Source organism: Modestobacter sp. DSM 44400, from assembly GCF_900107175.1.
Classification (GTDB): Bacteria; Actinomycetota; Actinomycetes; order Mycobacteriales; family Geodermatophilaceae; genus Modestobacter.
This window is the reverse complement of record NZ_FNOZ01000027.1, coordinates 1-19,413: the sequence shown is the minus strand read 5'-3', so window position 1 is coordinate 19,413 and position 19,413 is coordinate 1. Positions and strand designations below refer to the sequence as shown.

22 protein-coding genes and 1 pseudogene are annotated in these 19,413 nt (G+C 74.2%); 16 read left to right on the top strand and 7 right to left on the bottom strand.

Annotation, left to right across the window (positions count from 1 at the left end):
- The first annotated feature begins 14 nt into the window (after positions 1-14).
- Positions 15-1,745 carry a glycerol-3-phosphate dehydrogenase/oxidase gene (locus BLW04_RS16160; RefSeq protein WP_091543333.1) on the top strand — a complete coding sequence of 577 codons (1,731 nt, stop codon included), beginning with the start codon at positions 15-17 and terminating at the stop codon, positions 1,743-1,745.
- Positions 1,746-1,787: 42 nt separating this feature from the next.
- Positions 1,788-2,021 (top strand): hypothetical protein, encoded by a 234-nt coding sequence (locus BLW04_RS25995; protein ID WP_139306866.1) that lies wholly within the window; start codon positions 1,788-1,790, stop codon positions 2,019-2,021.
- 862 nt (positions 2,022-2,883) lie between these two features.
- On the opposite strand, the gene BLW04_RS16155 is transcribed toward BLW04_RS25995, so the two are convergent.
- The gene (locus BLW04_RS16155) at positions 2,884-3,330 is read right to left on the bottom strand and encodes a DUF222 domain-containing protein (protein WP_091543331.1); all 447 of its coding nucleotides are present in this window, start codon (positions 3,328-3,330) and stop codon (positions 2,884-2,886) included.
- 232 nt (positions 3,331-3,562) lie between these two features.
- Here BLW04_RS16155 and BLW04_RS16150 point away from each other — a divergent pair, with 232 nt between their 5' ends.
- The 5 genes and pseudogenes from BLW04_RS16150 to BLW04_RS16135 all read left to right on the top strand — a co-directional run bounded on the left by BLW04_RS16150 (position 3,563) and on the right by BLW04_RS16135 (position 6,916).
- Positions 3,563-4,648, top strand: coding sequence for a M20 family metallopeptidase (locus BLW04_RS16150; protein WP_091543328.1), 1,086 nt, complete (start codon positions 3,563-3,565; stop codon positions 4,646-4,648).
- Positions 4,534-5,175: pseudogene (locus BLW04_RS29695) on the top strand (alpha/beta fold hydrolase); the annotation flags it as partial. The gene BLW04_RS16150 and the pseudogene BLW04_RS29695, both read left to right, overlap by 115 nt.
- On the top strand, positions 5,102-5,422 hold the full coding sequence (locus tag BLW04_RS28575; RefSeq protein WP_371327796.1) for an alpha/beta fold hydrolase: 321 nt from the start codon (positions 5,102-5,104) through the stop codon (positions 5,420-5,422). The pseudogene BLW04_RS29695 and the gene BLW04_RS28575, both read left to right, overlap by 74 nt.
- Positions 5,423-5,456: 34 nt before the next feature.
- Positions 5,457-6,416, top strand: coding sequence for a hydroxymethylglutaryl-CoA lyase (locus tag BLW04_RS16140; protein WP_091543325.1), 960 nt, complete (start codon positions 5,457-5,459; stop codon positions 6,414-6,416).
- Positions 6,413-6,916, top strand: a complete 504-nt coding sequence (locus tag BLW04_RS16135; RefSeq protein WP_217631081.1) for a flavin reductase family protein — start codon at positions 6,413-6,415, stop codon at positions 6,914-6,916. The genes BLW04_RS16140 and BLW04_RS16135 overlap by 4 nt, the downstream gene beginning before the upstream one ends.
- A gap of 6 nt (positions 6,917-6,922) precedes the next feature.
- Here the strand turns inward: BLW04_RS16135 and BLW04_RS28570 are convergent, their stop codons facing one another.
- Both BLW04_RS28570 and BLW04_RS28565 read right to left on the bottom strand, forming a co-directional pair.
- Complete coding sequence (locus BLW04_RS28570; RefSeq protein ID WP_371327795.1) at positions 6,923-7,087, bottom strand: hypothetical protein; 165 nt, start codon at positions 7,085-7,087, stop codon at positions 6,923-6,925.
- Between the two features lie 20 nt (positions 7,088-7,107).
- Positions 7,108-7,434: a SpoIIE family protein phosphatase gene (locus BLW04_RS28565; protein WP_254781671.1), complete on the bottom strand. Its 327-nt coding sequence runs from the start codon at positions 7,432-7,434 to the stop codon at positions 7,108-7,110.
- A 240-nt stretch (positions 7,435-7,674) separates the two neighbouring features.
- Between BLW04_RS28565 and BLW04_RS16125 the strand changes: the two genes are divergently transcribed.
- Positions 7,675-8,388: a hypothetical protein gene (locus BLW04_RS16125; RefSeq protein ID WP_091543322.1), complete on the top strand. Its 714-nt coding sequence runs from the start codon at positions 7,675-7,677 to the stop codon at positions 8,386-8,388.
- Here the strand turns inward: BLW04_RS16125 and BLW04_RS16120 are convergent.
- The 3 genes from BLW04_RS16120 to BLW04_RS16110 all read right to left on the bottom strand — a co-directional run bounded on the left by BLW04_RS16120 (position 8,328) and on the right by BLW04_RS16110 (position 10,303).
- Positions 8,328-8,888: a hypothetical protein gene (locus tag BLW04_RS16120; protein WP_254781669.1), complete on the bottom strand. Its 561-nt coding sequence runs from the start codon at positions 8,886-8,888 to the stop codon at positions 8,328-8,330. The two genes, BLW04_RS16125 and BLW04_RS16120, sit on opposite strands and share 61 nt — an antisense overlap.
- Positions 8,881-9,246: a hypothetical protein gene (locus BLW04_RS16115; protein ID WP_091543319.1), complete on the bottom strand. Its 366-nt coding sequence runs from the start codon at positions 9,244-9,246 to the stop codon at positions 8,881-8,883. The genes BLW04_RS16120 and BLW04_RS16115 overlap by 8 nt, the downstream gene beginning before the upstream one ends.
- Positions 9,247-9,310: 64 nt before the next feature.
- Positions 9,311-10,303, bottom strand: coding sequence for an aldo/keto reductase (locus BLW04_RS16110; protein ID WP_091543317.1), 993 nt, complete (start codon positions 10,301-10,303; stop codon positions 9,311-9,313).
- A gap of 73 nt (positions 10,304-10,376) precedes the next feature.
- On the opposite strand from BLW04_RS16110, the gene BLW04_RS16105 reads away from it, so the two are divergent.
- Positions 10,377-10,862 carry a peroxiredoxin gene (locus BLW04_RS16105; protein ID WP_254781667.1) on the top strand — a complete coding sequence of 162 codons (486 nt, stop codon included), beginning with the start codon at positions 10,377-10,379 and terminating at the stop codon, positions 10,860-10,862.
- A 16-nt stretch (positions 10,863-10,878) separates the two neighbouring features.
- Here the strand turns inward: BLW04_RS16105 and BLW04_RS16100 are convergent, their stop codons facing one another.
- Entirely contained in the window at positions 10,879-11,988 is a 1,110-nt protein-coding gene (locus BLW04_RS16100) for a CaiB/BaiF CoA transferase family protein (RefSeq protein ID WP_175484088.1), read from the bottom strand.
- A gap of 48 nt (positions 11,989-12,036) precedes the next feature.
- Here BLW04_RS16100 and crcB point away from each other — a divergent pair, with 48 nt between their 5' ends.
- The 7 genes from crcB to BLW04_RS16065 all read left to right on the top strand — a co-directional run.
- Positions 12,037-12,474 (top strand): fluoride efflux transporter CrcB, encoded by a 438-nt coding sequence (gene crcB, locus BLW04_RS16095; protein WP_254781665.1) that lies wholly within the window; start codon positions 12,037-12,039, stop codon positions 12,472-12,474.
- Complete coding sequence (locus BLW04_RS16090; RefSeq protein WP_091543315.1) at positions 12,471-12,824, top strand: fluoride efflux transporter FluC; 354 nt, start codon at positions 12,471-12,473, stop codon at positions 12,822-12,824. The genes crcB and BLW04_RS16090 overlap by 4 nt, the downstream gene beginning before the upstream one ends.
- Before the next feature lie 13 nt (positions 12,825-12,837).
- Positions 12,838-14,256, top strand: a complete 1,419-nt coding sequence (locus tag BLW04_RS16085; protein ID WP_091543313.1) for an alpha,alpha-trehalose-phosphate synthase (UDP-forming) — start codon at positions 12,838-12,840, stop codon at positions 14,254-14,256.
- Positions 14,253-14,996, top strand: coding sequence for a trehalose-phosphatase (otsB, locus tag BLW04_RS16080; RefSeq protein ID WP_091543310.1), 744 nt, complete (start codon positions 14,253-14,255; stop codon positions 14,994-14,996). The genes BLW04_RS16085 and otsB overlap by 4 nt, the downstream gene beginning before the upstream one ends.
- A 359-nt stretch (positions 14,997-15,355) precedes the next feature.
- Entirely contained in the window at positions 15,356-17,728 is a 2,373-nt protein-coding gene (locus BLW04_RS16075; protein ID WP_091543307.1) for a chemotaxis protein CheA, read from the top strand.
- A 1-nt stretch (position 17,729) separates the two neighbouring features.
- Positions 17,730-18,194, top strand: a complete 465-nt coding sequence (locus BLW04_RS16070) for a chemotaxis protein CheW (protein ID WP_217631080.1) — start codon at positions 17,730-17,732, stop codon at positions 18,192-18,194.
- Between the two features lie 72 nt (positions 18,195-18,266).
- The coding region (locus BLW04_RS16065) for an MCP four helix bundle domain-containing protein (protein WP_091543394.1) at positions 18,267-19,413 on the top strand (1,147 nt) is incomplete at its 3' end.

Below are 19,413 nucleotides of genomic sequence, written 5' to 3'. Positions count from 1 at the left end.
ACCGAGGAGTCCTGATGACCGCAGTCCCCCCGCTCGGCCCGGACCAGCGCGCCCGCGCCTGGGCCGAGCTCGCCGAGGGCGAGTTCGAGGTGCTGGTGGTCGGCGGGGGCGTCACCGGCGCGGGGGTCGCGCTGGACGCCGCGACCCGTGGCCTGCGGACGGCGCTGGTCGAGGCCCGCGACTTCGCCAGCGGCACGTCGTCCCGCTCCTCCAAGCTGTTCCACGGCGGCCTGCGCTACCTGGAGCAGTTCGACTTCGGGCTGGTGCGCGAGGCGCTGCACGAGCGTGACCTGTCGGTGAACCGGATCGCCCCGCACCTGGTCAAGCCGGTTCCGTTCCTCTACCCGCTCACCCACCGCATCTGGGAGCGGCCCTACGTCACCGCCGGGCTGGCGCTGTACGACGGCCTGGCGCGGGTCGGTGCGCTGTCGAACCCGATGCCCGGGCAGAAGCACCTGACCCGCACCGGCGCCCGCCGGATGTTCCCCGCGCTCAGGCCGGACGCGCTGGTCGGCGCGGTGCGCTACTACGACGCGCAGGCCGACGACGCCCGGCACACCCTCACCGTGGCCCGGACCGCGGCCCACTACGGCGCCACGGTGCTCAACTCGGCCGAGGTCGTCGCGTTCACCCATGCCGGCGGCCGGGTGGTCGGGGCGCGGGTGCGTGACGTGGAGACCGGCCGGGAGGTCGACGTCCGCAGCGAGGTGGTGGTCAACGCCACCGGGGTGTGGACCGACGACCTGCAGACCCTGGTCGGCGGCCGGGGACGCTTCCACGTCCGGGCCAGCAAGGGCGTGCACATCGTCGTCCCCCGGGACCGGATCAACGGCGAGACCGGGCTGATCCTGAAGACCGAGAAGTCGGTGCTGTTCGTCATCCCGTGGGGCAGCCACTGGATCGTCGGGACGACGGACACCGACTGGTCGCTGGACAAGGCCCACCCGGCGGCCAGCCGGGCCGACATCGACTACATCCTCGAGCACGTCAACGAGGTGCTCGCCGTCCCGCTGACCCACGACGACATCACCGGCGTCTACGCCGGGCTGCGGCCGCTGCTGTCCGGGGAGAGCGAGTCGACCAGCCAGCTCTCCCGCGAGCACGCCGTGGCCCGCCCGATGCCCGGGGTGATCGCCGTGGCCGGCGGCAAGTACACGACGTACCGGCCGATGGCCGCCGACGCGGTCGACGCCGTCGCCGAGGACGTGACCCGCCGGGTGCCGCCGAGTGTGACGGAGAACGTGCCGCTGGTGGGCGCCGAGGGCTACGCCGCGATGATCAACCAGCTGGACACCCTCGCCGAGCGCTGGGGCATTGCCCGCTTCCGGGCCGAGCACCTGCTCAACCGGTTCGGGTCGCTGACCCCCGACGTGCTGGCGACGGCCGCCGACGACCCGAGCCTGCTGGAGCCGGTGCCCGGGGCGGAGGAGTACCTGATGGTCGAGATGGTGTGGGGGGCCGCGCACGAGGGCGCCCTGCACCTGGACGACCTGCTCGCCCGGCGCACCCGGATCTCCATCGAGACCCCGCACCGCGGGGTCGAGTCCGCCGAGCCGGTGGCGCGCGCGGTCGCCGGGGTGCTGGGCTGGGACGCGGAGCGGATCGCCAACGAGGTGGCCAGCTACACCGCCCGGGTGCAGGCCGAGCGGGCCTCGCAGGAGGCGGCCGGTGACCAGGAGGCCGACGCCGCCCGGGTGGCCGCGCCGGACACCCGCGCCATCGCCGTGGGCCGCGCGCTGGGATGATCCGGCGGGGCGCGAGCCAGTGCCGTCGGGCAGGCTGAGGGCATGCCGAACGTCGTGGGGTTCCAGGTGCGCCGGGACGTCGCCGCAGACGAGGACGCCGCCCCGACCCCACCCGGGAAAGGCCCGCTGCACGCGGTGGCGGGTGCGGCCGGCCGCACCGCCCAGGAGTCGTCCGCTCCGGTGCAGGCGCTGTGCGGGGAGTGGGTGCGGGTGGTCGGCGCCGAGCAGGTCCCGGACGACGCCGGGTTGTGCCCCGCCTGCCAGTACGGGGCATGAGGCCGGCGTGAACGGGATCGGCGTCCCCGACCCGACCCGACCCGGGTGACACCGGGGGCGAAGGTCTTGATCCGGTGGTGGCGCCGGCAGAGACAGCAGAGGTTGGCGCAGTCGGTGTCCCCGCCATCGGCGTGCGGTACGACGTGATCGAGGTCGGCCCGCGCCGCGGGTCTGCGGCAGCCCGGGTGGCGGCAGCCGCGGTCGCGGGCCTTCACCCACCGGCGTTGCTGGGGAGTGGGTCCGTAGCGGTCGACCTTCGGCGGCCGGTCGACCACCGGGCAGGTACAGGCCCGTGCCGGTGGCGCACCGTCAGCTCGAGCGGGGTGGTCCGGGCAGCCCCGTCGGACCAGGCGCTCCAGCTGGGGCCGGGTGACGGTGGCGCGGAGCTGCCCGGTGGCCTGATCGACCAGGGCGATGTCGAGGCTGCCGTCGATCGGCGGCTGCAGCCCGCCCGGGCACAAGGCGTCCAGCTCGGTGAGCAGCTCACGCAGGTGCGCGGCAGTGATGGGCTGCCCGTCGACGGTCCCGCACTGCTCGACGGGCTCACCGGGCACCCCGGGCCTATCGGTTCCACCGGATCGAGCGGATGGGCCGGTCGGCCCATCCGCTGCCCGCACATCGACGAGCGAGGGCAGGGACGCGAGCACCGTCAGGTGCGCGGTCACGGGTACCCGGCTGGTGTCCCAGGGGCGGAGCATCAGGTCCGCGGCCACCAGGGCCCGCAGTTGCCCGATGGGGCGTTCGTCGCCGTCCGCCTTCCACATCCGGGCGTAGGCGTCGCTGGCATCCCGGCAGGCCGCCGCCACCGGGCCCGGCAGGTCGATGACGAGTTCGGCCATCCCGTCCCGCTTGCAGCGGATGCTCACGTCGGAGAGCTTCTGGGCCTGTCGGCGGTCCGGTCCTGGAGCTTGCACGGGGTCTCACCCGCGACAGCCCAGGCCAGCGCTTCCCGCTCCACCGCCGCGAGGACGTCGGCGTCCACGTTGGTCTGCCACCCCAGCGCCTTCGCCAACGCAGCTGCCCGGCGCAGGTCGATCCGCCCGTCGGCCAGCGCCTCCCACGTGGTCGGGAGCTGTTCGGTGAGCACCAACGCACACTCGGCGAGGTTGTGCGCGCGGGTCCGCGTGCAGCTCAGGACCAGAGCCAGCTCGTCGGCGAAGAACTCCGTGACCCCGGCGATCGTCCGCGCCGGCACCCACCCCTCCGCTCTTGCGCCCGGGTCGTCCGCCGTCAGGTCCCACAGGTCCGGCCGCAGGTCGGCCAGGCGCTTCACCACCGCCAGCTCGTAGGCGTCCTGCTGGGCTCGCATGTCCGAGCACCGCGAGCTCGGATGCGCACCGGACGTCGTCGAACCGATCCGGCCGCAGCAACTCCGTCAGCCGCGTACGCCGCGCCACCCCCGGCGGCACGACGTCGGGAACGAGCGGGCCGATGCTCAACGCCAGACCCCACCCGCCCGCCATCTCCATGCCCCGAAGCTAGCGGAGGGGTCTGACGATTTCGGGGGTCCGACGGCAGGCGTGCGCGTGCATGATCGGCCCATGAACGCCACCGTCGACCCGGTCGACCTGGTCCGGGAACTCGTCCGTCGGCCCACCGTCTCCGGTGACCCGCGCCCGCAGCGCGACGTCATGGGCGTGTTCACCGAGGTGCTCACCGCGGCCGCACCGCACCTGCAGCGCACCGACGGTGACGACCCGGTCCAGCCGTGGACCCTGCTGACCACGCCCAGCGACCCGGCCCGGCCGCGCCTGCTGCTGGTCTGCCACGTCGACACCGTGCCGGCCACCGAGCCGGGCCGATGGCAGCGCGACCCGTTCGGGGCCGATCTGGAGGCGGGGAGGGTGTGGGGGCGGGGTGGATCGGACATGAAGGCCGGGCTGGTCGCCGCGGCGGCCGCGCTCGTCGCCGCCGATCCGCAGATCCCGGTGGCGCTGCTGCTGACCAGCGACGAGGAGATCGGCTCCAAGGGCGCCGCCGCAGCCGCCGCGGCGGTGGCCGGGCTGACCGTCGGCGCGGTCGTCGTCCCGGAGGCGACCGGGAACGAGGTGATGCTCGGGCACCGCGGCGCGCTCTGGCTGGCGGTGCGGGCGCACGGGGTGGCCGCGCACGGGAGCACGCCCGAGCGGGGACGCAACGCCGTCCTGGGGCTCGTGTCGGTGCTCGGCCGGGCCGGCGCCGGGCTGCCGCTGGGCTCCGACCCGTTCCTGGGCGGGGAGACCTGGAACCCGGGCCTGATCGCCGGGGGCACGGTGCCCAACGTCGTCCCCGACCGGGCGGAGGTCGTCGTCGACCAGCGCACGGTCGGCGACGGGACGGCGCTGCTGGACTGGTGGCGCGCGCAGCCCGAGGTCGCCGAGGTGGAGGTGCTGGTCGACCTGCCGGCGGTGCAGACCCCGGCCGGCGACCCCTGGGTCGCCACGCTGCCCGCCGGCGTCCGTGCCGAGCCGGCCACCTACTTCACCGACGCCTCGGTGCTGCGGCCGGTGGTGGGCGATGCCCCGATCGTGGTGTGGGGACCCGGCACGCCGGCGGTCATGCACGCGGTCGACGAGTACGTGGAGGTCGCCGAGCTGCATGCGGCGACGGCCGCGCTGGGCGACGTGCTCGCCCGCTGGCCCCGGTGAACGCGTTCCACGTGGAACCGTTCCCCGAGGAGCTCGTCGTGGTCGCGCCGGGCGTGCAGCTGTTCACCGCCCGCACTGGCGGCCCGGCCGACCGGACGCTGCTCGTCGTGCACGGCGGCCCTGACTGGGACGGCAGCTACCTGCGCGACCCGCTGTCCCAGCTGGCCGGGCAGCACCGAGTGGTCATCCCCGACGTGCGCGGCTGCGGCCGCTCCAGCAGCGGCCTCGGTGTCGACGCCTACACCCCGGACGCCGTGGTCGCCGACCTGCGGGCGCTGGTCGACAACCTCGGCCCGGGCCCGGTCGACGTGCTCGGCTTCTCCTGGGGCGGGCTGGTCGCCCAGCGGCTGGCCGTGGCGGCTCCGGGCCTCCGAGGCGGCGGTGTGGGCCGACCCGACCCTGTCCGGACCCGCGTTCGCCCGGGCCGCGGCGTCCGCCGGTGCACCGGCGAACGTGTGGCGGGCCGCCGCCCTGCCCGGTTACCTGGACCGGCTGGCCGCCGTCCGGTTCTCCGCCGAGTGGCTGGGTCCGTGGCGGGCCGGAAAGCTGCCCTCGCCCCGGCTCCCCGACCCGGTCGCGCAGCTGGCGGCCACCGGACTGCCCGTCCTGCTGCTGCACGGCCGGCAGGACATGGTGTTCCCGGCCGCGCTGGCCGGGCAGGCTGCGGCGCTGCTGCCCGGCGCCCGGGCCGTGGTGCTGGAGGAGGCCGGGCACATGGCGCACGTCGACTCCCCCACGGAGTGGCTGGCCGCCGTCCGCGACTTCCTCTCGTGAGGGGCATCATGCAGGGGACGACGAGGAGATCCCCGTGAACGAGTTCGATCTGGTACTGCCCACGGCCGTCGACGTCCGCGAGGTCGGCATGCGCGACGGCCTGCAACTGGAGGACCCGATCCCGCTGGTCGACAAACTCGCCATGCTCGAGGCCCTGGTGGCCACCGGCGTCCGGCGGATCGAGGTCACCTCCTTCGTCTCACCGAAGGCCGTACCGGCCCTCGCGGACGCCGACCGGCTCGCCGCGGAGCTGCACCAGTTCGACGGCGTGCACTTCTCCGCCCTGGTCGCCAACTCCCGCGGCGCGGTCCGGGCCGTGGACGCCGGGATCGCCGACCTGGAGTACGTCGTCTCCGCGTCGGACTCGCACAGCCAGGCCAACGCCGGCCGGCCCACCGCCGCCGCGGTGGCCGCCGTCGGCGAGATCGCCGGGCTCGCCCACGGCGCGGGCGGCTCGCTCGAGGTCATCATCGCCACCGCCTGGGACTGCCCTTTCGACGGCCGGACGCCGGTCGTCCGCACCGTGGACGTCGCCCGCGCCGCGGTGACCGCCGGCGCCGATGCGCTCTGCCTGGGCGACACCATCGGCACGACCACTCCGCTGCGCGTCGTCCAGCTGCTCGACGCCGTCCGCCGCGCCTGCCCCGGCACGCCGCCGGGCGTGCACTTCCACGACACCCGGGGCACCGGCCAGGCCAACGCGCTGGTCGCCGTGCAGGCGGGGGTGACCCAGCTGGACGCCTCCGTCGGCGGGCTGGGTGGGTGCCCGTTCGCCCCCGGCGCCAGCGGCAACATCGCCACCGAGGAGCTCGTCTACTGGCTCACCGACGCCGGGGTGGCCACCGGCATCGACCTGGACGCTGTCCTCGCCGCCGCCGCGGTCACCGGAAAAGCGGTCGGCCATCCGCTGCCCAGCTCGTTGGTCCGGGCCGGTGGGCGGAACGCGCCGAGCGGCGCCGTCGCGCCCGTGGGCCGTGCCGGGACGGCCGGATGACGGCAGACGCGGCCGACGTTCCGCCCCCAGTGGTCGACCCGCAGATGATGCGCGACGTGCTCGGGCACTTCGCCTCCGGGGTCACGGTGGTGACCGCGATAGGACCGGACGGGCCGCTCGGCTTCACCTGCCAGTCGTTCAGCTCGCTGTCCCTCGACCCGCCGCTGGTCGCGTTCGCCCCGGCGCGCACCTCCACCACCTGGCCGCGGCTGCGAACAGCCGGCCGGTTCTGCGTCAACGTGCTGGCCGACGAGCAGCGCGGCCTGTCGCAGGCCTTCGCCCGGTCCGGCACCGACAAGTACGTCGGCGTCAGCTGGGCACCCAGCCCGCACGGCTCTCCGGTGATCGAGGACGTCGTGGCCTGGATCGACAGCGAGTTGTGGGCCGAGTACGACGGCGGCGACCACACGATTGTCGTCGCCCGGGTGCTGGACCTGGGCGCGGACGCCGGCCGCAGCCCGCTGGTGTTCCACCGCGGCGGGTACGGCCTGCAGCGGTAGGCGTGTTCAGTCGAAGCGGACGGCGATGACCGCGACGTCGTCCCGGCGGTCGGGCGTCGGGCCGACGGCGTACCGGCACAGGTCCGCGGGGTCGGCGCCAACCGGGGCGGCCCGCAGAGGGTCGGCCAGCGCCGTGATGCGCTGGTCCGGGTCCAGCCCCGGGTGCTCGATCAGCCCGTCGGTGTAGGCGATCAGCGTCGTGCCGGCCGACGTCCTCCACGACCGAGTCGCGGTGGTGCGTGGCGTCCACGCCGACCAGCAGACCGGTGACGCCGTCCAGCTGCCGAACCGAGCCGTCGGGGTCGCAGCAGCATCGGTGGCCGACCGGAGGCGGCTGGACGCACTGCCCGGACGTAGACGATGGTCGCCATCTGGGCGACCGCGAGCCCCTGCACCAGCCGGTCGAGCCGGCCGAGCACCGCGCCCGGGTCGGGTTCGGCGGCGTTCCACATGCAGGCGCGCAGCAGCCCGCGGAGGTGGCCCATCGCGGCGGCCGCGGCCAGGTCGTGACCGACCACGTCGCCCACCGCGACGGCGACCGTCCCGTCAGCCGGTGAGACCGACCGCGGCGCCCCAGGAGTCGACCGGCATGGGGAGCCCGACGTTGCCGGCCAGCTGATCGATGACGAGCACGGCGACCGGGACGTCGGAGAGCACGGCGGGCAGCGCCGCCTGTGCCTTGCTTCCTGGTGGACTCCGGGATGGCGAGGAGGCCTACGGGGTAGGGATGCCGGGACCCGATTGAGGAAGGACGTGTCATGGGACTCCTGGACCGGCTGCTCGGCCGATCGCGCCGACCCTCCGCCTACGGCCCGCAGGGCGGCGGGTACGACGCGGGCCCCTACCAGCAGCAGTACGACGAGCCCGGCTACGCCGGGTCCTACGCCGACGGGCAGCCGGGACGGTCCGCCCCCCGCTCCGCCGACGAGCAGGCGCTGGAGCGGTACCGCTACCTGCTCCGCACCGCCCCGCCGGACCAGGTGGAGGCCGCGCACGAGGAGGCGTTCGGCAAGCTCACGCCCGACCAGCGCCGGCAGGTGCTCGAGCAGCTCGCCGCCGTGCCGGGCGGCGAGCGCCCGCGGGGTGACGACGCGCGGTCACTGGCCCGGGCGGCTACCCGGGCCGAGGTCCGGCAGCCCGGCACCTTGGAACGTGCCTTCGGCGGGGGCGGCTACGGCTACGGCCGCGGGCCCGGCATGGGCATGGGGATGGGCGGCATGGGGATGGGCAGCATGATCGGCGGCAGCCTGCTCGGCACGGTCGCCGGCGTCGTCGTCGGCTCCGCGGTGGCCGACGCGCTGTTCGACACCGGCCTCGGCGACGGTGGGCTGTTCGGTGGCGGCGACGAGGAGGCCTACGCCGACGGCTATCAGGACGGCGCCGAGAACGACCAGGGGGACGGCGGCGGCGACTACTCGGCCGACGGCGGCGACTTCGGCGGCGGCGACTCTGGTGGTGGCGGCGACTTCTGAGCCGTCCCGGCCTGCTCGGCGGCGACCTCCGCGGCGACGTCCGCCTGGTGGCGCAGCCAGAGCAGGCCGAGCACCGGCAGCACCAGCGGGATGAACCCGTAGCCCGAGCCGTACCCCGACCAGACCGTGGAGTCCGGGAAGGCGGCCGGGTCGGCCAGTGAGAGCGTGCCGACCGTCAGGACCCCCACCAGCTCGACCGCGCAGGCCACGGTGGCGGTGCGCCGGCCGCCGCGGCCGCCGCAGGCCAGCCCGACGGTGGCGACCAGGTAAACGACCGCGGCCAGCGCCGACAGCAGGTACGCCAGCGGCGCCTCGTCGAACTGCAGGGCCAGCTGGACGGCGGCGCGGGCACCGGCGGCCACCGCGAACACGCCATAGATCGCGACCAGCACCCGGCCCGGCCCGCGCGCAGTGCCGCCGTCCGTGCTGCTGGACTCGACGGCGGGCCGGCCGAGGGCGCGGTCGTCGGCCGGCCGGGCGCCGGCGTCCGGGTCAGCCACGGGTGACCTGCCACAGCTGCAGCAGCCGCCAGAGCATCACCGCGACGGCGACCGCGGCCACGCCGAGCACCGTGCCGGCCCAGCGGGTCGGCTCCGACCGGGCCCACAGCACCCCGCCCACCGGGAGCAGGACGACGGTGCCCAGGTAGGCCAGGAAGGTCGTCGTCTCCACCGGACGGTGGCCGCCGGCCAGCGCGACCCCCGCGACCACGGCCTGGACGACGAGCACCAGCTCCAGGGCGGCCGCACCGACCAGATGCGCCTGCCCGATCCGGCGGCGCAGCAGGGTCGACAGCGCACCCAGCAGCGCGACCGCGACGGCCAGCACGGTCGCGACGAGGACCAGCGGTGTGGTCACCGGCGCGGTCCGGGCAGGGAGGGGGGCACGCGCCCATCCTTGCAAGCCCGGAACCGCGGGGCGGTCAGCGGTGGACCGAGGACATGTCCGGGTGGCGGTCGCCGGCCGTCGCGCCCCGCGGTGCGGCCTCGTCCAGTGCGCGGAGGTCCTCGTCGGTCAGCTCGACGTCGGCCGCGGCGGCGTTCTCCTCGAGGTAGCTGACCCGCTTGGTGCCCGGGATCGGCACCACGGTGGGGTTGCCGGCCCGGCCCGACTGCGCCATCACCCAGGCCAGCGCCAGCTGGGTGGCGGTCACGCCCCTGGCCTCGGCGAGCTGGCGCACCCGGTCCACCAACTCCAGGTTCTGGGCGAACGCCTCGCCCTGGAAGCGCGGGTTGTGCCGGCGGAAGTCATCGGGGGCCAGGTCGTCGACGCTGCGGATCTGCCCGGACAGGAAACCCCGGCCGATCGGTGAGTAGGCGACGAAGCCGATGGCCAGCTCTGCGCAGACGGCGAGCACGCCGTCGTCCTCGGGGTCGCGGCTCCACAGCGAGTACTCCGTCTGCAGCGCAGTCACCGGCTGGACGGCGTTCGCCCGGCGGATGGTGTCCGGAGCGGCCTCGGAGATCCCGGCGTGCCGGATCTTCCCGGCCTCGACGAGCTCTTTGAGCGCACCCCAGGTGTCCTCGATCGGGACCGTGGTGTCCACCCGGTGCTGGTAGTAGAGGTCGATGACGTCGACGCCGAGTCGCTGCAGCGAGGCGTCGCAGGCGCGCCGGACGTAGTCGGGCGTGCCGTTGATCCGTAAGAAGGACCCGTCCTCGCCGCGCTCGTTGCCGAACTTGGTCGCCAGCGTCACCTCGTCGCGGCGGCCGGCGATCGCCTGGCCGACCAGGCGCTCGTTGGTGAAGGGGCCGTACATGTCGGCGGTGTCCAGGAAGGTGACGCCCAGGTCGAGCGCCCGGTGGATGGTGTGCTCGGCCTCGGTCTGGTCGCCGGTGCCGTAGAACTCGCTCATCCCCATGCACCCCAGGCCCTGGGCGGGGACAGTCAGGTCGCGGAGCGTGCGTGTCTGCATGGCCTCCTCCTGCCCCTGATGTGCAGCGCGCAACCGGTCGGCGGCGCCGGGATCCGGGCGTTCCACGTGGAACGTGAACCGCACCCGGGGTTGGCGCCGAACCGTGGGCATGAAGCGCGGAGAGATCGCCCCCGAGTTCGAGCTCCCGGACCACGACGGTGTCCCCCGCCGGCTCTCCACGCTGCTGGGGGCGGGCCCCGTGGTGCTGTTCTTCTACCCGGAGGCCAGCAGCAGCGGGTGCACGGCGGAGATGTGCAGCGTGCGCGACCTGGACGGCCAGTTCGCCGCCGCCGGTGCCCAGCGGGTCGGCATCAGCCGCAACACGGTGCCCGAGCAGAAGAAGTTCGCCCACAGCAACGGGTTAGGCTACCCATTGCTGGCCGATGTGAACGGCGCCGTCTGCGCCGCCTACGGGGTCGCCCGCAATCTGCGCGCCGCGCCCGTCAAGCGGCACACCGTGGTGATCGGCGCGGACGGCGTGGTGCGCGAGGTGTTCCGCAGCGGGTTCCGGTTCACCGCCCACGCGGACAAGGCGCTGGTCGCCCTCACCGCCCGCTGACGACCAGGCCCGGCCCTCACCGGCCGAGCTCGGCGCGGATCTCCGCGTCGTGCTCGCCGATCCGCGGCACCGTGCCCACCGTGCCGGGCGTGCGCGAGAACCGGGGCGCCACGGCAGGCTGGACGACGCCGTCCACCTCGGTGAAGACCTCCCGCGCCCGGTTGTGCCCGTCGTCGGCGGCCTCGGTGAGCGACCAGACCGGCGCCACGCATGCGTCGGTGCCGGCGAAGACCGCCCACCACTCGGCCCGGGTACGGGCGGCGAAGGCCTCGGTGAACCGGGCCCGCAGGGCCGGCCACCCCGCCGGGTCGGCGCGGTCGGGGAGCGTGGGGTCGTCGGCCAGCCCCAGGCCGGTGAGCAGCGCCGCGTAGAACTGCTCCTCCAGCGCCCCCACGGCCAGGAAGGTTCCGTCGGCGCAGCGGTACACGTCGTAGAACGGCGCCCCGGTGTCCAGTAGGTTCGCCCCGCGCCGGTCGGTCCACGCCCCGCCCGACAGCAGCCCGTGCAGCATCGTCGTGAGCACCGCGGTGCCGTCGACGATGGCGGCGTCGACGATCTGCCCCTCCCCCGTCGTCCGGGCGTGCAGCAGCGCCGCGACGGCACCCAGGGCCAGGAACACCCCTCCCCCGCCGAAGTCGCCGAGCAGGTTGGCCGGCGGCGCCGGCCGCTCGTCGGGCCGGCCGGTGGCCCCCAGCGCGCCGGTCAGCGCGATGTAGCCGATGTCGTGCCCGGCGGAGGCGGCCAGCGGGCCGGTCTGCCCCCAGCCGGTCATCCGCCCGTAGACCAGGGCCGGGGAGTCGGCCATCAGCTCCTGCGGCCCCAGGCCCAGCCGTTCCATCACGCCGGGACGGAACCCCTCCAGCAACACGTCGGAGCGGGCCGCCAGCGCCCGGACGACGGTCAGGTCCGCGGCGTCCTTCAGGTCCAGGGCGATCGAGCGCTTGCCGCGGTCCAGCAGCGAGGTGCCGCCGAGCGCGCCGATCAGGCCGCCGCGGTTCCCCCGCCGGTCGATGCGCACCACGTCGGCGCCCAGGTCGGCCAGCAGCATGCCGCAGAAGGGGCCCGGCCCCAACCCGGCGAACTCCAGCACCCGCACCCCGCGCAACGGACCCGTCCCAGCGACCATCCGACCTCCTCCGACGTGGGACCACGTCGGCGCGGCCCCGTCGATGGCATGCTGCCCGATGTGATCGGCTACCTCGCCGCCGCGGTCGGCGGGGCGCTCGGCGCACTGGCCCGCTGGGCCGTTGGCCGGGCGCTGCCGCACTCCCCCGGCGCCTGGCCGGCTGCCACGCTGGTGGTCAACATCACCGGCTGCCTGCTCATTGGCGTCCTGCTCGCCGTCCTGCTGGCCCGTTTCCCCGCGCACCCCTGGCTGCGCCCGTTCCTGGCCACCGGGCTGCTCGGCGGTTGGACGACCTACTCCACCTTCGCCGTCGACGTCGTGCAACTGGCAGAGGCCGGCGCGTGGGGGACGGCGGCGGGCTACGTGGTGGCCTCGGTCATCGGCGGGGTGGTCGCCGTCGCCACCGGGCTGATGACGACCCGGGCGGTCGTCCGGGCCCCGGAGCCGGTCCAGGCCGACCTGACCGCCGGGGAGGGCCGCTCGTGACCCCTCTGCTGGTGGCCCTCGGCGCACTTGCCGGTGCACCGCTGCGGCTGCTGGCCGACCGGATCGCCGTCGCCCGTCGTGGCCCTGGCAGCGTGCTGGGCACGCTGGCGGTCAACGTGGTCGGCAGCGCGGTCCTCGGCGTGGTGCTCGGGCTCCGCGGGCTCTCCCCCGCCGTCGTCGCGCTGGTGGGCACCGGCTTCTGCGGCGCCCTCACCACCTTCTCCACGTTCGGGTACGACGTCGTCCGGTTGGTGGAGGCCCGGGCGGTGCTCCGCGCCGTCGGCTACCTCGTCGCGACGCTGCTGCTCGGGCTGGGCGCTGCGGCAGCGGGCTACCTGCTCGCTCAGTAGGGTCAGGGCCGGTATGACTGACGAATCGAGCGATCCGCGGCCCAGCGCCGACAGCCCGGTGGTCGTGGTCGCCAACCGGCTGCCCGTCGACCAGGTCACCGACCCCGACGGCACGACCCGCTGGCAGCGCAGCCCCGGCGGGCTGGTCACCGCGCTGGAGCCCTTCGTGGCCGGTCGCGGCGGCGCCTGGGTGGGCTGGTCCGGGTCGGCCGGGGCCGCGCCGGAGCCCTTCGAGTCCGGCGGGATGTCCCTGGTCCCGGTGCCGCTGAGCGAGCAGGAGGTGGACCGGTACTACGAGGGGTTCTCCAACGCCTCGCTGTGGCCGCTCTACCACGACGTCGTCGAGAAGCCGGAGTACCAGCGGCAGTGGTGGGACGCCTACGTCCAGGTCAACAAGCGCTTCGCCGAGCGCGCCGCCGAGGTGGCCGCCGAGGGTGCCATCGTGTGGGTGCACGACTACCAGTTGCAGCTGGTGCCGGCGATGCTCCGGCAGCGCCGACCCGACCTCACCATCGGGTTCTTCCTGCACATCCCCTTCCCGCCCTACGAGCTGTTCACCCAGCTGCCGTGGCGCGGAGCGATCGTGGAGGGCCTGCTGGGTGCGGACCTCATCGGCTTCCAGCAGCCCAGCGCCGCGTCGAATTTCGTGGCCCTGGCCCGGCGGCTGCACGACCTGCGGACCTTGGGCAACACGGTCAGCTACGACGGTCGGACAGTCACCGCCAAGGCCTTCCCCATCTCGATCGACGTCGCAGCCTTCGACCAGCTCGCCGCCTCCCCGGAGGTGCTCGCCCGGGCCGCGGAGATCCGCGAGGAGCTCGGTCAGCCGGAGAAGATCGTGCTCGGCGTGGACCGGCTGGACTACACCAAGGGCATCGGCGTCCGGCTCGAGGCGTTCGAGGAGCTGCTGGAGGAAGGCGTTCTCGAGGCCCCGGCCACGGTCCTGGTCCAGGTGGCCACGCCGAGCCGCGAGCGGGTCGAGCACTACGTGACCATGCGCGAGACCATCGAGCAGCAGGTCGGCCACATCAACGGCGTGTACGGCTCGATCTCGGGCAACGCCGTCCAGTATTTCAACCAGTCCATGCCCCGCGAGGAGCTGGCAGCCCTCTACCGGGCGGCCGACGTCATGCTCGTCACCCCCTACCGCGACGGCATGAACCTGGTGGCCAAGGAGTACGTCGCCGCCCGTGGCGACCTGGCCGGGGCGCTGGTGCTCAGCGAGTTCGCCGGCGCGGCGGCCGAGCTCAAGCAGGCGTTCCTGGTCAACCCGCACGACATCTCCGGGGTGAAGGCCCAACTGGTCCGCGCGCTGCGGATCGAGCCGGCCGAGGCGGCCAAGCGGATGCGCGCCATGCGCCGCCACCTCTTCCGGCACGACCTGGACCACTGGGCGAACTCGTTCTTCGACTCGCTCAAGGCGCAGGCATGACCCCGGAGCTCGCCGCGGCGCTCGACGGGCTGCTCCCCCGCCGCCCGCTGCTGCTGGCCAGCGACTACGACGGGGTGCTGGCCCGGCTGCGCGATGACCCGGCGGCCGCCGTGCTCGAACCCGGCATCGGGGATCTGCTGACCCGACTGGCCGCGGTGGACGGCATCACGGTCGCGCTGGTCAGCGGTCGCGGCGTCGAAGACCTGCGGACGACGAGCGGCCTGATCGGGCCGTTCCGCTGGGTGGGCAGCCACGGGGCGGAGTTCGACGGCCCGATCGCCGGGGAGCTCGCCGCCCGCCGCGACGCACTGGCCGCCGCGCTGGCGCCGCTGGTCGGCGCCGTTCACGGGGCCCGACTGGAGGTCAAGCCGGCCAGCGTGGCCGTGCACGTGCGCACGGTGCCCGACCCGGACGCCGCCGCCCGGTTGCTGGCCGACGTGGCCGCCGGCCCGGGCGCGGACGCAGCCCTCACCGCCAAGCCCGGCAAGGCGGTGCTCGAGCTCGCGGTGACCGACGCCGACAAGGGCTCGGCCGTCGTCCGGCTGGCCCAGTCCCTCGGGGCGGCGGGCGTGCTCTACCTCGGGGACGACGTCACCGACGAGGACGTCTTCCGGGCGCTGCCGGCGCCGGCGGTCACCATCAAGGTCGGCGCCGGGGACACCACGGCCCGGCACCGGGTCGGTGACCTGTCCGACGTGCGTGGGGTCCTGGAACGGCTGGCCGGCGCCCTCACCGGCTGACGTCCGGGCCCGTTCGCACCGTCACCACTCGCACCACACCCCTCCCACAGGCCATTCCTTCCTCGGCGCCCACACCGGCCGGCCGCGGCGCGCGGACGGGCGGTCATCCCGGCGCGCTCTTCCGCCGATCCCTGCGGTCACATGGGTGTCACGCCCCTCCCACCTGCACGGACGGTGACCGCGCGCAATTGTCGATAAGTGCATGAATGGCCGCAGAATGGCGGTCACCATGCACTCCCCGGCGATTCGGAGAAATGCGTCCGAGGCGGGAAACTCACCTCAAGGTGTGAGGAGTCGTGCCGAAGAACCCATCGCTGAGCGGGGCAGGCCCGCCGGTGTACCAAGGGGAAGAGGCAGGCGTGGAAGGTCTGGACGACATCGTCGAGGAGTTCCTCGTGGAGAGTCACGAGAACCTCGACCAACTGGACCAGGACCTGGTGGCCCTGGAGCAGGACCCGCGGTCGCGGGACCGGCTCTCGAGCATCTTCCGGACGATCCACACGATCAAGGGCACCAGCGGCTTCCTCGCCTTCAACCGGCTGGAGGAGGTCGCCCACGTCGGGGAGAACATGCTGTCGCGGCTCCGGGACGGCGCCCTCGAGCTCACCCCGCACCGCACGTCCGCCCTGCTGGAAATGGTCGACTGCGTCCGCGCCCTGCTCGCCTCGATCGAGGCGAACGGCGGCGAGGGAGGGGTCGACGTGGCCCCGGCCGTCGCCGTCCTCAGCGCCGCGCTGGAGGACGTTCCCGCCCCGGTGACCCCGGAGCCGGCGGCGGCCCGCACCACCTTCCTGCCCACCGCCGACGCACTGGTCGCCGAGCTGCCGGTGCTGCCCGCACCGGTCCTCGACGTGCCCGCCGTCGCGCTGCCGGCCGCCGCGGCGCCGGCGGAGGTCCCCGTGGAGGTCCCCGGGGAGGTCCCGATGGAGACGCCCGCCGCCCCCGCGGCCGAGCCGGCCCTGCCCGAGGTGGATGCCGAGGGCAAGGGTCAGCAGCCCGGCCGCCGGGCCGTCGCCGACAGCACGATCCGCGTGGACGTCAACCTGCTCGACGCCCTGATGCTGCTGGTCGGGGAGCTGGTCCTCACCCGCAACCAGATCGTGCAGTACGTGGGCCGGCAGACCGACCAGGACCTGGTCCGCGCCTCCCAGCGGCTCAACCTGATCGCCAGCGAGCTGCAGGAGGGCGTCATGAAGACGCGCATGCAGCCCATCGACCACATCTGGTCCAAGCTGCCCCGTGTCGTCCGCGACCTGGGCCTGCAGTGCGGCAAGAACGTGCGCCTGGAGATGGAGGGCCGCGAGACCGAGCTGGACAAGACCCTGCTCGAGGCGGTCAAGGACCCGTTGACCCACCTGGTCCGCAACTCCGTCGACCACGGGGTCGAGGCCTCGCCGGCGCGCGTCGCGGCCGGCAAGCCCGCGGAGGGCGTGCTGACCCTGCGGGCCCGCCACGAGAGCGGCCAGGTCGTGGTCGAGGTCGCCGACGACGGTGCCGGGATCGACCCGGCCAAGGTCGGTGCCAAGGCCGTGGAGCGTGGGCTGCTCACCGCCGACGCGCTGTCCCGGATGAGCCCGACCGACATCCTGCAGCTGATCTTCCTGCCCGGCTTCTCGACCGCCGCCGCGGTCACCAACGTCTCCGGCCGCGGTGTCGGCATGGACGTGGTCAAGACCAACATCGAGTCCATCGGCGGCACCATCGAGGTCGAGTCGGTCCCCGGCCGGGGCACCTGCACCCGGCTGCGCATCCCGCTGACCCTGGCGATCGTCCCCGCCCTGACCATCGAGTGCGCCGGCGACCGGTACGCCATTCCGCAGATCAGCCTGCAGGAGCTGGTGGCGCTGGACGCCGAGAAGGCCGCGGCCGCGGTCGAGGAGGTCGGCGGCGCGTCTGTGTACCGCCTGCGCGGCGAGCTGCTGCCGCTGGTCCGCCTGGCCGACGTGCTGGGCCTGCCCTCGGACCGGCACGACGGCCACGTGGTCATCGCCGTCCTGCGCTCCGAGGGACGGCGCTTCGGCCTGGTCGTCGACCGGGTGATCAACACCGAGGAGATCGTGGTCAAGGCCGTCGGTGGTCAGATGAAGGCCATCGGCCTGTACTCCGGCGCCACCGTGCTCGGGGACGGCGCCGTCGCGCTGATCCTCGACGTCCAGGCGCTGGCCCGCCGGGCGCTGCGGCCGGAGACCGCCGAGCGCCAGGAGAGCCGGAAGAACGTCACCGCCGCCGCAGCATCGACCGAGCGCCAGCGGATGCTGCTCGCCGCCATCGGCGGCGGCCGGCGGGTCGCCATCCCGCTGGACACCGTCACCCGGCTGGAGCAGGTGCGCAGCGAGACCGTCGAGCGGGTGGGCTCCCGCGAGGTGGTGCAGTACCGCGGCGCGATCCTGCCGATCGTCCGGTTGGACCGGCACCTGGGCGCCTTCGGCGGGGGCGAGCGCGAGGTGCTCGAGGTCATCGTCTACGCCGACCACGGCCGCAGCGTCGCGATCGTCGTGGAGGAGATCCTTGACATCGTCGACGGCGAGGCGAACGTGCACAGCGACATCGACGACCTGGGCCTGCTGGGCTCCACCGTCATCGGCGACCGGGTGACCGAGCTGCTCGACGTCCGGGCCGCCATCCTCGCCGCGGACCCGGCGTTCTATTCCCCCAGCGCCGGCACGGCCCCGGCCGGCCTGTCCCCCGCCTTCGCTTTCGACGGCGCCCCCTCCCCCTTCTCGAAGGTCTGACATGAGCACCGCACTCTCGTCCCACCCCGCCGCCCACGCCATGCCCGCCACCAGCCAGCTGGCCACGTTCTGGCTGGACGGCGCCCTCTACGGCGTGGAGGTCGAGCACGTCCAGGAGGTGCTGCGCAGCCAGAGCATCACCCGGGTGCCGCTGGCTCCCCCGGCGGTGGCCGGCCTGATCAACCTGCGTGGCCAGGTCGTCACCGCGATCGAGCTGCGCGAGCGGCTCGGCCGGCCGGCCCGCCCCGCGGGCACCGAGGCCGTCGTGATCGTCGTCCGGCTGCACGGGGAGGCGGTCAGCCTGCTCGTCGACAGCATCGCCGACGTGGTCGACGTCCACGTCCGCGACTTCGAGGCCCCGCCGGACACTCTGGACGGCTCCGCTCGGGAGCTGATCCGGGGCGCCTACAAGCTCGACGGCCAGCTGCTACTGGCCCTGGACGTCAACCGCGCCGTCGGCACCTGATCTCTCCCGCCCCTCCCCACGCAACCCCCAGCACCGCCGGCCCCCGCCCGCCCGCAGCCCAGGAGTCCTCGCATGAGCACCTCAGCCCTTCCCTCCCGGCGATTCGGGTGGTTCACCGATCGCCCGGTCGGCGTCAAGATCGGCACTCTCGTCGCCCTGCTGGCGGCGGTGGTCCTGGGCACCAACCTGCTGGCCATCAACCGCATCGACGACCTGCGGTCGGGCCAGGAGGCCATCTACAACGAGAACCTGCTGCCGCTGAACGCCCTGGCCGAAGTGCAGCGGGCGAACGCTGCGCACCGGGTGCGGACGCTCGAGTACGCGGTGTCGACCCCCGAGCGGCGGGCCGAGCTCGTCGGGCAGATGGACGAGAAGAACGCCGACCTCGATGCCGCCCTCTCCGACTACCAGCCCTACATCGTGGCGCCGGCGGCCATGGACGAGTTCGTCGCCACCCGGGCGGGGTTCCTCGACGTGGTGGAGAAGCAGCTGTTCCCGGCTGCCGACCGGGGTGACTTCCCGAGCTTCGCCCAGGTGCAGTCCGAGCAGCTCCAGCCGCTGCTGCAGATCATGGCCGACGATCTGGAGGCCGAAGGCGTCGCCCAGTCCGAGCAGGCGGCGGCGCGGAACGCCCGGGCCGCCGACGAGGCCAGCAGCGCCATCACCACGCTGGTGACCACCGCGCTGCTCTCCGTCCTGGTGGCCGTCGCGCTCACTGTGGTCGTCGTCCGTCGCATGACCGGCACGGTCCGCTCGGTGCAGGCGTCGCTGACGGCGATGGCGACCGGCAACCTGACGGTCGTCCCCGAGGCCCGCGACGCCGACGAGCTGGGCCGGATGGCCGGCTCGTTGGTCGATGCGCAGCAGAGCCTGCGGTCGGTGCTGTCGGCGGTGGCTGCGTCGGCGGATGCGGTGGCGGCGTCGTCGGAGGAGTTGTCGGCGTCGTCGGCGCAGATCTCGGCGTCGGCGGAGGAGACCAGCGCGCAGTCCGGGGTGGTGTCCTCGGCGGCGGAGGAGGTCAGCCGGAACGTGGCGACGGTGGCGGCGGGTGCTGAGCAGATGGGTGCCTCGATCCGGGAGATCTCGCAGAACGCGAACGAGGCGGCGCGGGTGGCGGCGACGGCGGTGGCGGAGGCGGAGGCGACGACGATCACGATCACGAAGCTGGGGACGTCGTCGCAGGAGATCGGTGCGGTGGTGAAGGCGATCACCTCGATCG

What these genes read in the sequence shown, in the direction of transcription:
- otsB (WP_091543310.1), top strand. Translation starts at nt 14,253, where the DNA reads ATGACCCCGGAGCTCGCCGCGGCGCTCGACGGGCTGCTCCCCCGCCGC.
- BLW04_RS16110 (WP_091543317.1), bottom strand. Translation starts at nt 10,303, where the DNA reads ATGCAGACACGCACGCTCCGCGACCTGACTGTCCCCGCCCAGGGCCTG.
- BLW04_RS16135 (WP_217631081.1), top strand. Translation starts at nt 6,413, where the DNA reads ATGACGGCAGACGCGGCCGACGTTCCGCCCCCAGTGGTCGACCCGCAG.
- BLW04_RS16085 (WP_091543313.1), top strand. Translation starts at nt 12,838, where the DNA reads ATGACTGACGAATCGAGCGATCCGCGGCCCAGCGCCGACAGCCCGGTG.
- BLW04_RS16155 (WP_091543331.1), bottom strand. Translation starts at nt 3,330, where the DNA reads ATGCGAGCCCAGCAGGACGCCTACGAGCTGGCGGTGGTGAAGCGCCTG.
- BLW04_RS16100 (WP_175484088.1), bottom strand. Translation starts at nt 11,988, where the DNA reads ATGGTCGCTGGGACGGGTCCGTTGCGCGGGGTGCGGGTGCTGGAGTTC.
- BLW04_RS16160 (WP_091543333.1), top strand. Translation starts at nt 15, where the DNA reads ATGACCGCAGTCCCCCCGCTCGGCCCGGACCAGCGCGCCCGCGCCTGG.
- BLW04_RS25995 (WP_139306866.1), top strand. Translation starts at nt 1,788, where the DNA reads ATGCCGAACGTCGTGGGGTTCCAGGTGCGCCGGGACGTCGCCGCAGAC.
- BLW04_RS16150 (WP_091543328.1), top strand. Translation starts at nt 3,563, where the DNA reads ATGAACGCCACCGTCGACCCGGTCGACCTGGTCCGGGAACTCGTCCGT.
- crcB (WP_254781665.1), top strand. Translation starts at nt 12,037, where the DNA reads ATGCTGCCCGATGTGATCGGCTACCTCGCCGCCGCGGTCGGCGGGGCG.
- BLW04_RS16070 (WP_217631080.1), top strand. Translation starts at nt 17,730, where the DNA reads ATGAGCACCGCACTCTCGTCCCACCCCGCCGCCCACGCCATGCCCGCC.
- BLW04_RS16125 (WP_091543322.1), top strand. Translation starts at nt 7,675, where the DNA reads ATGGGACTCCTGGACCGGCTGCTCGGCCGATCGCGCCGACCCTCCGCC.